Annotated in this window: 11 protein-coding genes; 7 read left to right on the top strand and 4 right to left on the bottom strand. The window is 61.3% G+C overall.

The window, feature by feature from the left end; genetic code table 11:
* Positions 1-28 precede the first annotated feature (28 nt).
* From N551_RS0101415 to N551_RS0101405, 3 genes are read left to right on the top strand one after another with little or no spacing between them, the layout of a single operon-like run.
* The gene (locus N551_RS0101415) at positions 29-1039 is read left to right on the top strand and encodes an alpha/beta hydrolase (protein WP_027565422.1); all 1011 of its coding nucleotides are present in this window, start codon (positions 29-31) and stop codon (positions 1037-1039) included.
* On the top strand, positions 1036-1590 hold the full coding sequence (locus tag N551_RS0101410; protein ID WP_027565421.1) for a hypothetical protein: 555 nt from the start codon (positions 1036-1038) through the stop codon (positions 1588-1590). Before N551_RS0101415 ends, N551_RS0101410 begins: the two co-directional genes overlap by 4 nt.
* Positions 1590-1889: a transcriptional regulator gene (locus N551_RS0101405; protein WP_027565420.1), complete on the top strand. Its 300-nt coding sequence runs from the start codon at positions 1590-1592 to the stop codon at positions 1887-1889. Before N551_RS0101410 ends, N551_RS0101405 begins: the two co-directional genes overlap by 1 nt.
* Positions 1890-2235: 346 nt before the next feature.
* Here N551_RS0101405 and N551_RS37675 read toward each other — a convergent pair whose 3' ends face one another.
* The 3 genes from N551_RS37675 to N551_RS36520 form a co-directional block, all read right to left on the bottom strand.
* A complete protein-coding gene (locus tag N551_RS37675; RefSeq protein WP_155809346.1) occupies positions 2236-3957 on the bottom strand; it encodes a hypothetical protein in 1722 nt (573 codons plus the stop codon).
* A 375-nt stretch (positions 3958-4332) separates the two neighbouring features.
* Positions 4333-5259: an SIR2 family protein gene (locus N551_RS0101385; RefSeq protein WP_027565416.1), complete on the bottom strand. Its 927-nt coding sequence runs from the start codon at positions 5257-5259 to the stop codon at positions 4333-4335.
* Positions 5256-6467 carry a hypothetical protein gene (locus tag N551_RS36520; protein ID WP_051462591.1) on the bottom strand — a complete coding sequence of 404 codons (1212 nt, stop codon included), beginning with the start codon at positions 6465-6467 and terminating at the stop codon, positions 5256-5258. Before N551_RS36520 ends, N551_RS0101385 begins: the two co-directional genes overlap by 4 nt.
* Before the next feature lie 336 nt (positions 6468-6803).
* Here N551_RS36520 and purD point away from each other — a divergent pair, with 336 nt between their 5' ends.
* Both purD and N551_RS0101370 read left to right on the top strand, forming a co-directional pair.
* Positions 6804-8087 carry a phosphoribosylamine--glycine ligase gene (gene purD / locus N551_RS0101375; RefSeq protein ID WP_027565415.1) on the top strand — a complete coding sequence of 428 codons (1284 nt, stop codon included), beginning with the start codon at positions 6804-6806 and terminating at the stop codon, positions 8085-8087.
* A gap of 183 nt (positions 8088-8270) precedes the next feature.
* Positions 8271-9173 (top strand): alpha/beta fold hydrolase, encoded by a 903-nt coding sequence (locus N551_RS0101370; RefSeq protein ID WP_027565414.1) that lies wholly within the window; start codon positions 8271-8273, stop codon positions 9171-9173.
* 144 nt (positions 9174-9317) lie between these two features.
* Here the strand turns inward: N551_RS0101370 and N551_RS0101365 are convergent, their stop codons facing one another.
* A complete protein-coding gene (locus tag N551_RS0101365) occupies positions 9318-9776 on the bottom strand; it encodes a nucleoside deaminase (RefSeq protein WP_035961010.1) in 459 nt (152 codons plus the stop codon).
* Between the two features lie 119 nt (positions 9777-9895).
* Between N551_RS0101365 and N551_RS0101360 the strand changes: the two genes are divergently transcribed.
* Together N551_RS0101360 and rsmD are read left to right on the top strand one after the other, a co-directional pair.
* Complete coding sequence (locus N551_RS0101360; RefSeq protein ID WP_027565412.1) at positions 9896-12052, top strand: pseudouridine synthase; 2157 nt, start codon at positions 9896-9898, stop codon at positions 12050-12052.
* Positions 12053-12054: 2 nt separating this feature from the next.
* On the top strand, positions 12055-12609 hold the full coding sequence (gene rsmD, locus N551_RS0101355) for a 16S rRNA (guanine(966)-N(2))-methyltransferase RsmD (RefSeq protein ID WP_027565411.1): 555 nt from the start codon (positions 12055-12057) through the stop codon (positions 12607-12609).
* The last annotated feature ends 1 nt before the right edge of the window (position 12610 follow it).

Raw genomic sequence — 12610 nt, 5'->3', positions numbered from 1 at the left:
TATTGAACCGATTTTAGAGGAGTGGATCATGGCAATCCGACTGCTGCGCGGCGTTTTGAGCGGACTGAAATGGGCCTTGTGTGCGGTCGGCGGCGTGGCGCTGATCCTGGCCGCGATGATCGCAACGCCGCTAGAGCGGCCGCCGGAGATGCGATCCGTCTCCGACTCCGCCAAGGGCATCGATTGGTCGACGCTGCCGGCCCTGGAACGCTTTCAGGCCCGCGACGGCACCTGGATCGGTTTCCGCCACTACGCCCCCATTGGAGCCGCGACGGGCCGTGGCGCGATCTTCATCCACGGCTCCTCGGGCTCCAGCGGCACCGTCAATCATGCCCTGACCCATGCGATCGCCGCGCGCGGCGTGGAGACCTGGGCGCTCGACATTCGCGGCCATGGCGGCTCCGGCACGCGCGGCGACATCGGCTATGTCGGGCAGCTCGAAGACGACCTCGTCGACTTCGTCGCACAAATCCGCAAGACCGCGCCGGATCTGCCGCTCACTTTGATCGGCCATTCCGCCGGCGCCGGCTTCTCGCTGCGCGTCGCCGCGACACCGATCATGCAGGACATGTTCGTGCGCACGGTGCTGCTCGCGCCCTACCTCGGCTATGACGCGCCGACCAACAAGCCGCGTGCCGGCGGCTGGGCCAATTTCGACCTGCCGCGCTTCCTCGGGCTCGCCACCCTGCGCAAGCTCGGCATCGACTGCTGCGCGCAGCTTCCGGTGCTCGCTCTCGCCGTGCCGGCGAGTTCGGCAAAGTATCTCGTCTCCACCTATTCCGACCGCCTGACGCGCAATTTCGCGACGCGCGGCTATCGCGTCGATCTTCCGGCGGTAACGCATCCGATTACGATTTTCGGCGGCGCCGACGACGAGATGATGATCTCGGATAAATACGCGGAGACCGTGCAGGCCATCAAACAGTCGGTCGACGTCAGGATCATCGACGGCATCAACCACATGGGCATCGTCACCAACCCGAAGGCGATTTCGATCATCGCCGAGGATGTGGCAACGCGCGGGGCGGGGCAGTCATGATCGACAGCAAGGAGGCGTCCGCAGCGCTGGCCGATATCGACGACATCGTCCAGCGCGTGAAGCAATCGCAGCTCTACGAGCTGGCGAGCCATGCGGCCGTCTGGTGGGGCGTATTGGTGTTCGCGGGCAATCTCGCGACCTGGCTCTGGCCGGTCTATGCCGTCTACGCCTGGGTTGCCGTGGATGTTGTCGGCGTTGTCGGTATGGTTGTGCTCCGCCTGGTCAATCCGCCGCGCCACTCCCATGGTCGCGGCTTCGACATCAGACTGCTTCTGGTGTTTCTGCTCTTCTTCGCCTTCGGTTATCTCTGCACCAACGTGATCGGTCATTTCGGTCCGCGCCAGCTGGGCACGTTCTGGCCGCTCTACTTCATGCTGTTCTATGCGCTGGCGGGTCTCTGGTTCGGCTATGCCTTCATGGCGATCGGTCTTGGCATCTCCGCGCTGACGCTGATCGGATTCTTCTATATCGGCGAGGCGTTTCCGCTCTGGATGGCCTTCGTCAACGGCGGTGGCCTGATCCTCGGCGGGCTCTGGATGCGGCGGATCTGATGGCCGAGCTCGACGACATCATTCATCAACCGTTGCGGCTGAAGATCATGGCGGCACTCAACGCGCTGCCGGCCGCCGCAGGCCTGGAGTTTTCCCGGCTGAAAAAGCTCACCGGTGCCACCGACGGCAATCTCGGTGCGCATATCGAGACGCTGGCCAAGGCGGGGTATGTGTCGGTGGAAAAAGCCTTCGTCGGCAAGAAGCCGCAGACCACGGTGAGCGCGACCTCCGCCGGCCGCGGCGCGTTTGCAACGCACGTTGCGACGTTGCAGGAGATCATTGTGGGGAAGCAGGGCTAGGACGTGTATCCCTCAGCTCGTCAGCAGGGCAAGCCCCTGAAGGACGGCCGCAGCGGCAGCGGCTACAGCGGCATATGCACTCCAGCGAGATTGCGCCTGCGCTGATCCAGTCACATCATACATCCGGCCCTCCTTCAGAATTACCATGTTGTCACTTCTCGGGCCTTTCTGACCATCAGCCCAAACCTCAACGCGTGCTGAATGCAACCAGAGCGCTGCGGCGATAAATGCGCATCCAGCGGAAAGCCAATTCGCGAAAACGCTCCAGTTCATTCCGTCCCCCCGGTACAATATGGTCGACAAGCTAGAAGATACGACACGTTTAGTTCCCCAGTTCTACGCCAGTCTATTCTGCGTCCTCGGCGTCAAGGGATATCAATCCCCTGAGATCGCTGATTGAAAGCTCGTTCGACTTTCTCTTATGAAAGACCTCTTTGAAGATTCCGTAAGCGATGCCTATTTCGGCGACGATCTGATCGATATCGGACCGCCTCTCCTCTCGGCGTGCTCGATTTACAATCGTTGCAATGCTCGTCCTGTAGTACTCGAACAAGTTCATTATCAATGAGTCTAGATAAGTCAGGACGCGACCAGCGTGGACGAGATTATTCCGTGCCCTGTAAATGCGATGGATCTGCCATTCCACGCGCCGTTCATGGGAATTGAGTGCTTTGTAAATGCCCGCTGAACTTTGAAAGTCGCTGTTCAGTCTATACAGCCTATGGCAAGCGAGCGGATTGTCGGAGCACATCCGAAGCAAATCTGCTCTCAGTTCGCCATGTGGAGGTAGGAGCATCACGGATGCAAATCGCGAATGGATGTCAATCCCATTGATGGCCGTCTCGCGGGAAACAATGTCCTTAAATTTGCGCTTGTATGATACCAACAGCTCATCGCTTACTGCAGCAAACTGGAGGCGGATATGCCTCAGGCATATGCAGGGCACCAACAATTTTGAATAATGAACTATTCGAGGAACGCCAACCTCAGGTTCACTTAGAAGCACCTCAACTGCTGACCAAAGAGAGATAAGCTTGTTCTCTGGGCTCGGGGTCGTTCTTGCCTGCGCGCTGGTGTTTATTGAAGCAAGCAGCCTTTCATTAGAGCGCCTGTCGAAGTTCTGGAGAATGCGTAGCGAGTATTTTTTAATATCTCTGACCTGCCGTGCTGAAGATCGTGCGCGGCTCGATTGTCGCTCGAAGACTATATCAGCCTGCTCCTCTACGGCACCGTGCGTATCGCGAGCCTTTTGAACAAACTTCTTTTGACTCCATGTGCAAGGCAGGCCTTCATGTGCAAGGAAGGTAAGAGCGCGAACGTTAGTAAGAACCAGATTTTGTTTCGCGGCAGCGCTGTAGCTATCAAACGCCTCGAACGCATCCGTCACGATAGAAGAGAATTGGTCGTCGCCATCCACGCATTGAACTATGTCCGCAGAAAACCCGACCTTTGAGGCGACCTCAAAGCCCAGGCTTTTTAGGAATTGACCAAACTCCTTCGAAACAGCTGCATACACCTTATACTTCGATGGCTGCTGTTTGAACGAACCAAAAAACCTGCGAAGCGATGCACATCCAACTCGTCTTTGCGGACCTGATAAGAACTGGGACTCAACGAGCTTGGCTATATGATTTTTTGAATACCCTCTATTCACCAGATAGCTACAGTAAAATCCCGCTAGCACTCTCAGTTCATTCCGAGCCTTTGGATCATGAAAGGTCTCCAGTAGCGCCGCTTCCAGCGCATCTTTGTATTTTTCGCCGATGAGCTTCTGCAGCAGAATAAGATGAGCCAATAGTCCAGGCAGCGAGTATTGACCGGCTTCGACGAGACGGTGAAATGAAACAATTTCTGAACCAGCGAGGCCATTGGCGACCGGGTCCTTTTCTAATGACCACCTTAGTTCGTGCAGCACCGGCTCAAGCGCAAGCTTATTAATCCGATTTCGTTGTACGTCTTCAATGACAACGCTCGCCTCCTGCAGCCTTGAGACTGTGCAGAGAGTATAGACTCGATAACTTTCGAAGCTCTGAGGGCTCAACATCTCAGCTATCTGCTGGGCCAGCATGAGGACGCCACGAGCAGCGTCGCTACCTGGCCATGAGTATCGTGGGTGCCGCATGTTGCTGCGCTCCTTCTAGCAATAGCTTCAGCTTAAGGCGTGTCTCTGGCCATCGGCCACACGCGAATCAAGGGAGGTTTTCAGCATCGGTTCACGCGAAGTTTTGCAGAAAGCAATCCGAGGTCAGCTCGTAGGATGGTTGAGTCCTTGCGAAACCCCTCGCTTCTCTATCCCCGTTCTCCGAAATCGCGGCCGTCATCCGACTGATCGCCGGCCCAACCGGAATTACGGTGACAGTGCACTAACGGTAGCAACTGATGCGCTGGCTTCGGAAATTAGTGCTGTCACCGTAATACCTGTGATAGCTGGGCCATTCCTCGGTCATGTGAAGAACTGTGAAACTTGATTGTGGGAGTATCGGTCGCCGCCGAACGTCTCTTTCAGCGGCCGGTTCGAATAACCGATCAGTGCGGACTTGGCCTTGCTAATGCGCGCGTCGTTCTGAAGAGCCTTCAATGCAAAAGGATCGATGACGAAAAGCTTCAGGCCTGCGTGAATGCCGTCCACTATCGCGTCGTTGATATGGGAGTCACTAAAGCTGTACCCAATGACCATGAGCCTGGCCGAAGGCCGGGTGAGCATTTTTCGGAACTCGTCGTGGTACCACTGCAGAATTGGGTATAGCCCGATGCTGACAGCTTTCTGGCCACCCATGATGAGGATGCGCTTTCCCTGGTTGGATTCTACCCAATTCACCGACCCGTGGAGTTTGACGTAGGGCTGCGCCCCAGTCCCGAAGTTCGTGAACGGCGGATGGGGCTCCATAACGGCGAACTTGTCCTGCCGCGCTCCGGTAGGCTGGAATGGCGGCATGAACCTCATGCCAGGAGTGTTCATGCGCGCCCAATTCATCGGTGGCCCAATGTGTGGGTTGTAGTGCTGTTCGAGCAGGGCGTCCTGGTTCAACGTGAAGATGGCGTGAAACCGGCTCAGAAAGGCCGCCACCGAGTGCTGGACGCTCGGCGGGTCCTCGAACTCGAACCTCACGTGCATAAAAGTGTTGTTCATGCCGTTGAATAACCCCGCCACGCTTGTCATCAGCGCCTCATGCCGCTTCTGGTCGGCCGGGTCGGTCGATACTTGCAGGTCGGCCAACACCTGCTCGAAATTTCCTCCTGAATCGAACAGGCGGTCCCGGGTAGGGTTGTCCAAGTCTTTGTCAGCCAGCAGCGCGCTGAAGATATCGGAGGCGAGGGGGCCACCCCAATTGTAGGAAAATCCAGCTCCAGTCAGAAGAATGAAGGTCATGGCTTAACCGGCTTTGGCATGTCGAACAGCATCAGGGTGATGACGATATCCCGTTGCTTGTCCTGCGGATGGGTGAACGTATATCGGAAGCAGGTCTCGCCTTCTTTTTTCGGCCCGGATTTGAAGTGCTGATGGTCCTTCATCGCACGCTGAGCCTCTGAAACAACGCTGGTGAAATCCTGCCTCCGGCTAAAGATGATGAGGGCGGTCTTGGTGTCTCGCCACGTCGTGTATCCAAGAAGCTGGTCGACCGTCTTCTTCAGACCTTCATATCCCTCCCAGAACTTGCACTCGGCGACAAAGACGTTCCGATTCTCATGCCGGATGAGAATGTCGGTCTTGCCGTGGTTGTTGAACGTTTCTCCAGTGGCCTTGCCTTGGTACTGCCCGTTCAGCTGGACGAGGTATTGCACCCGGATGTGCTCCTCCTCCGCGTTTTCGAACACCGTGGGGCTTCGCTCCATGACCAGGGACATGCTCTCGCAAATCCGAAGAATGTCCTGGTAGTCCTTTTCGTCAAGCGTGAACTCACGCTCTGCCGATGGTATCAGTTTCAGTGCCAGAGGCTTCGGCTTCTCGGGCATCTTGAAGGTCTCAGGAGCGTTGTCCCTCCGTCGAAGGGGATACTTCAGACCCGCCGTGGTCTCGAGCGTTTTCTTGGCAGTCACAATCCGGTGCGCCAACCGAGCGATAATTACGTTGCGGAGCGCAGCGTTGAAGGGCGTGACGTGTTTCTCCACCCTTGCGACGCCATCCCGCAGAAAGGCAATGTTACCGTCGAACTGCTTGTTGATGGACTCGGAGTTGTGCCACGCGCCGGCCGCGGTGAAGACGACCTCGGTCGTGGACACACCCGCATGCTGCGGGTTCGCGGGCGGTGGCATCGGCATGTAGTGCCAGAGGTATTCGTCACCCGTGTAAGGGACGTGGAGGAAGTAAATGCGACCCTTCACGCCCGGCTGTTGGTCAAAGCTGGGGTTGGGCGTCATGTACTGGGGGACATACCCATCGACAAAATCGACGACCTTTGCGCCTAAGTCCAGCACCAACGGCTTAACGGCATACTTGTCATATACGTTCTCGGTCAGGTCCTCGATGGGATGCCCGAGTACATAGTCGTCGCTGCAATTGGCAATTTCGGTTTCGGCATTTCCTTGGACGGTTTTGAAGGCAACTTGGACATCGGCGCCGGAAAACAACAGGGTCATTTCTTGTCCCGTAGTTGAAACGTTCGCCAATAGCAGCTTTCCCGTGTGCAAAACAGCGGTTTTGCCGTTTCGACGTCAGGAAGCGTCACGATCGCATTCGTGCTGTTGCCGCCTGACGGGATCGTCCAGAGTCCAGCAAGCACGTCTGGCAATCTTATCCCCGAAGAGTGGTCGCAACTGCGCGGCGTACTTGATGCTATCGCAGCGGCTCAGTTGGAAGATGCGGCCGCTTCACCGCGCCCCGGAATGAAGGGGAGTTCGGGGCCTCCCCCCTTGAGCCCCACCCCGATTCGTGCGACCTCCGCCCCCAGCAAAACCCCTCTTTTCGAGCCTTCGATGCACATTCTCCTGCTCGGTTCCGGCGGCCGCGAACATGCGCTGGCGTGGAAGATCGCAGCCTCTCCCCTGGTGACCAAATTCTGGTGCGCGCCGGGCAATGCCGGGATCGCGCGCGAGGCGGAATGCGTGGCGCTCGACGTCGCCGACCATGCGGCCGTGATCGACTTCTGCAAAAAGAATGCGGTCGAGCTCGTGGTGGTCGGCCCGGAGACGCCGCTGGCGGCCGGTATCGTCGATGACCTCACCGCCGCCGGCATCAAGGCGTTCGGGCCGAACAGGATCCCCGCCCAGCTCGAAAGCTCGAAGGGCTTTACCAAGGCGCTGTGCACCGAATTCGGCATTCCGACCGGCGCCTATGAGCGATTCACCAACGCCGCCGATGCGCGTGCTTACGTCCAGAGCCAGGGCGCGCCGATCGTGGTCAAGGCCGACGGCCTTGCCGCCGGCAAGGGCGTCGTCGTCGCCAAGACCGTGCGCGAGGCCGAGGACGCCATCGCCATGATGTTCGAGGGCGCCTTTGGCGAGGCCGGCGCTGAGGTCGTGATCGAGGAGTTTCTGCCGGGCCGCGAGATCAGCTTCTTCGCGCTGTGCGACGGCGAGACCGCCATTCCGCTGGCCTCCGCGCAGGACCACAAGCGCGTGTTCGACCATGACGTCGGTCCGAACACCGGCGGCATGGGCGCCTATTCGCCGACGCCGCTGGTGACGCCGGCGATCCACGACGCGATCATGGCAAAAATCATTCTGCCGACGGTATCAGGCATGAAGCAGCGCGGCACGCCGTTTCGCGGCATCCTCTATGCCGGGATCATGCTGACGACGCAGGGCCCAAAACTGTTCGAGTTCAACGTGCGCTTCGGCGACCCCGAGTGCCAGGTGCTGATGCTGCGCATGATGTCGGACATCGTGCCGGCCTTCCTCGCCGCCTGCGACGGGCAGCTCAAGAATTTCGATCTGCGCTGGCATCCGGACTCCGCCCTTACGGTGGTGATGGCGGCGAAGGGCTATCCCGGCGACTACCAGAAGGGCACGCGGATCGAGGGGCTCGATGACGCCGCGAAGGTCGAGACCGCCGAGATCTTCCACGCCGGCACGGTCGAGAAGGACGGCGCCATCCTCGCCAATGGCGGCCGCGTGCTCAATGTCTGCGCGCTCGGCAAGACCGTGACGGAGGCGCAGGCCCGCGCCTATCAGGCCGTCGACCGCATCAACTGGCCGGAAGGTTTTTGCCGCCGCGACATCGGCTGGCAGGCGGTGGATGCCGAGAAGGCCAAGATCTGAGCGAGCGCTGACAGGCTTTTTTCGCACGCGCGCGCAATGTGCGGCCCCGCCCGACGGCACTCCGAAATTGTGTAGGCGGCTGTTGGACTTAGCTACTGTGCATGGGGTTGTTTTTCGACTTTTTTGTTTTGGGGCATTCTCAAGACCGAACAGATCCCGCGCTGACAGATAAGGATGCAGAAGATGTCCGATCTCGCCGACCTCTATCCCGGCTTCGCCTCCGAATGGATCAACACCTCCTTCGGCCGCATCTTCGCCCGCGTCGGCGGCAAGGGACCGCCGCTGCTGCTGCTGCACGGCTTCTCCGAAACCAACGTGATGTGGCACCGCGTCGCGCCGCAGCTGGCCGACCGGTTCACGCTGATCATCGCCGACCTGCCCGGCTATGGCTGGTCCGACATGCCCGAGAGCGATGCGCTGCACATCCCCTACAGCAAGCGCGCGATGGCCAAGGCCATGGTCGAGGCGATGGAGCAACTCGGCCACGTGCACTTCGCGCTCGCCGGCCACGATCGCGGCGGCCGCGTCTCGTATCGGCTGGCGCTCGATCATCCCGGCCGGCTGTCGAAGCTTGCCATGCTCGATATCCTGCCGACCTATAATTACTGGGAGCGGATGAACCGCGCCTACGCGCTGAAGATCTATCACTGGACGTTCCTGGCGCAGCCGGCGCCGTTGCCCGAGACGCTGATCGCGAGCAACGGCGAGTTCTTCCTGCGCTTCAAGATGGCGAGCCAGACCAAATCGAAGACGCTGGAGGCGATCGACGCGCGCGCGCTCGAACACTACATCGCCCCGTTCCGCGATCCCGCCCGCGTGCACGCGATGTGCGAGGACTACCGCGCGGGCGCCTATTTCGACTACGATCTCGACAAGGCCGATTTCGAGGCCGGCAAGAAGATCACCATTCCGATGCTGGCGCTGTGGGGCAATGCCGGCGTCGCGCAAGCCGCCGCCACCCCGCTCGACATCTGGAAGCAATGGGCGACCAACGTCGCGGGCATGCCGGTGGATTCCGGACACTTCCTCACCGAAGAGAACCCCGATGTCACCGCCAAGGCGTTGCGCGAGTTCTTCTCGGCTTAGGCCCGCTGTTCGCCACACACTCAACTGTCATCGCCCGCGAAGGCGGGCGATCCAGTACTCCGAGGCGGTCATGATTGAGTCGGCAGGCCTCGGCGTACTGGATGCCCCGGTCAAGCCGGGGCATGACATCGGAGGGCGTATCTCCTAGCGCCGCTCGCGAAAGAAGTCCTTGAGCATCCGCGCCGCCTCGCTTTCGCCGACCCCGGAATAGACATCCGGGACGTGATGGCAGGTCGGCGAGGTGAAGAACCGCACGCCTGATTCAACCGCGCCGCCCTTGGGGTCGGCGGCGCCGTAATACAGCCGCCTCACCCTTGCAAACGAGATCGCGCCCGCACACATGGTGCACGGCTCCAGCGTCACGTAGAGGTCGCAGTCGACCAGGCGCTCGCTGCCGATTTTTTTGGCCGCCTCGCGCAGCGCAACGATCTCGGCATGCGCCGTGGGGTCGTAGTCGGTCAGCGTCCGGTTCGCCGCGGTGGCGATGACCTCGTAATTGCGGACCACGACGCATCCGATCGGAACTTCGCCCGCCTTTCCGGCGCTTTCGGCCGTTTTGAGCGCCAAATCCATGAAAGAGGGGGCTTTCAAGCCTCGTATCATCGCGAGAAACCTGCTAGTAGCTGCGCCTTCAGCAGAAGTGCTTACCGATTTTGCCTGAGCATGCGGCTCGAGACGAGCGCGCACAATGCTTTCTGGCCACCCCCTGAGTGAGATTATTCATGCCTCGCGACAGCGACAAAGACAACGATTCCCGCGGCCGGCGTGATCGCGGCCCGGCCAAGGGCGGCCCCGCCAAGGGCCGCTCGGGCAAGCCACGCGGACCCGACAAGAAGTTCGCCAAGCGCGGCCCTCCCGGGGACAAAGGCGACGCCCGCCCGCCCCGCGGCGACCGCGACAGCCGTCCCTTCCGCCGCCGCGAGGAGAGCGATGCCCCGCGCCGCGACTTCAGCGACCGCCCGAAGTTCAATCGCGAAGACCGGCCGCGCCAAGACCGGCCGCGTGAAGACCGGCCGCGCGGCGAGGATCGTGGCGAGCGCAGCTTCAAGCCGCGTGGCGATCGTCCCTTCAAGCCGCGTGAAGACCGTCCGTTTTCCGATCGTCCGTCGCGCGACGGCGAGAAGCGCCCGTTCAAGCCCCGTGGCGACCGCCCATTTTCTGATCGCCCCTCGCGCGATGGCGACAAGCGGCCGTTCAAGCCGCGCGGTGATCGCCCGTCCTATGGGCGTGATGACCGTCCGCCGCGCAGGGATCGCGACGATTCCCGTCCGGCCGGCCGAACCGGTGACGCGAAGTTTGGCGACAAGCGACCTTACCGTCCGGAACGCAAGTTCGACGGCGAGCGGAAGTTTTCGCGCGGCGCACCGGACCGCAATCGCAGCGAGCGCAGCGATTCGAAACCTTGGCAGAAGCGCGATGCGGCCCCGCGCGGCGACCGGCCGCCGCGCAAGGACTTCAGCAAGGGTCCGCGCAAGGATTTCGGCGGCAGCGACCGCGGTCAGGACAAGCCCTGGCAGAAGCGCGATGATCGGCAAGGCGGCGGCGACGACCGTCCGCGCTTTTCGCGTTCGCGCGACGATCGCACATCGGGTGACCGTCCGTTCCGCGAGCGCCCCAAATTCGATCGTCCCAAGTTCGATCGTCCGCGCGATGATCGTCCGAGGTTCGATCGCGGCGGTGATCGCCCGAAATTCGATCGTCCGCGCGAGCGTTCCGAAGGCCGCTCCGACTGGCATGAGCATCCCCGCAGCGAAGAGCGTTCCGGCGATCGTCCACGCCGCGAAAACGAGGACGAGAGCAGGATCTTCGAGAAACGTCCCGCCTTCGGCGGTCGCGGCGCCTATCGCGAGCGCGATCGTGATTCCGAGCGGCGGCCGCGCCGCGAGGAAGAGGTCAAGCCGAAGAAGGCCGGTGAGCGTATCGCCAAGGTGCTGTCGCGTGCGGGCCTCGCCTCGCGCCGCGACGCCGAGGAGATGGTCACGCAGGGCCGCGTCAGCGTCAACGGCCGGGTGATCAATTCGCCCGCGCTCGACATCACCTCGAACGATGTCGTCACCATCGACGGCAAGCCGTTGCCGGAGCGCGAGCGCACGCGGCTGTTCCTCTATCACAAGCCGCGCGGCCTGATGACGACCCATGACGATCCCGAGGGGCGTCCGACCGTGTTCGACAATTTGCCCGAAGGTCTGCCGCGGCTGATCTCGATCGGCCGGCTCGACTTCAACACCGAGGGCCTGCTGCTGCTCACCAATGATGGCGGGCTCGCGCGCACGCTCGAACTGCCGGACACCGGCTGGCTGCGCCGCTACCGTGTCCGCGCCCATGGCGACGTCACGCAGGCGCAGCTCGACGAGCTGAAGAACGGCATCGAGATCGAGGGCATCAAATACGGTCCGATCGACGCCACGCTGGAGCGTGATCAGGGCGCCAATGTCTGGCTGGTTTTTGCGATCCGCGAGGGCAAGAACCGCGAAGTGCGCAACGTCTGCGCCCATCTCGGACTCGAGGTGAACCGGTTGATCCGGGTTTCCTACGGCCCGTTCCAGCTCGGCGAGGTCCCCGAAGGCCAGGTCGAGGAGATCAAGTCCCGCGTGCTGCGCGACCAGCTCGGCGAAAAGATCATCGAGAAATCGGGCGCGCAGTTCGACGTGCCGCAGAAATCTGCCTCGCATGAGGGAGACGACGCGCCGCGCGAGAAGAAGCCGGCGACCAAGCGCGGCGTGATCAACGACCGCAAGGGCCGCCGCGTGCTGGTGCAACGCACCGGGAGCGAGGAAGCGCGCGAGCGCAACGAGGCTGAGGCGAGCGGCTACGGCCCGCCGCGCCGTCCCAAGCGCGGCTACCACGGCAAGCGCGATCTGGCGCCGAAGGAGGACTGACGTTGCGCGTCGTCGGCGGTCGCTTGAAGGGGCGCAATCTGGCCTCACCGTCCTCGCGCGACATCCGCCCCACGGCGGACCGCCTGCGCGAGTCCGTGTTCAACATCCTCGTGCACGCCTATGACGATCCGATTGCGGATGCGCGCGTGCTCGATCTCTTCGCCGGCACCGGCGCGCTGGGCATCGAGGCGTCGTCACGCGGCGCGAAATTCGTGCTGTTCGTCGACAACGGCGCGGAAGCGCGCGCCCTGCTGCGGAATAATGTCGAGACGCTGGGCTTGGGCGGCGTGACAAAAGTCTATCGCCGCGATGCGACCGATCTCGGCCCTGCGCATCCGGTCGAGCCGTTCTCGCTGGTGTTTCTCGATCCGCCCTATGGCAAGGGGCTTGCGGAGAAGGCGCTTGCGAGCTTGCGCGACGGCGGCTGGCTGACGCCGGGCGCGCTGCTCGTCGTGGAAGAGGCAAAGGCTGCGCAATTCGTCACGCCGGAAGGCTTCGAAGAATTGGAGCGGCGCGCTTATGACGACACGGAGTTCGTGTTTTTGAAGCGGCCGTAAC

It is taken from the genome of Bradyrhizobium sp. URHA0013 (assembly GCF_000518345.1).
GTDB lineage: Bacteria > Pseudomonadota > Alphaproteobacteria > Rhizobiales > Xanthobacteraceae > Bradyrhizobium.
Note: the sequence above shows the minus strand (reverse complement) of the source record. Positions and strands in the feature narration are given on the sequence as shown.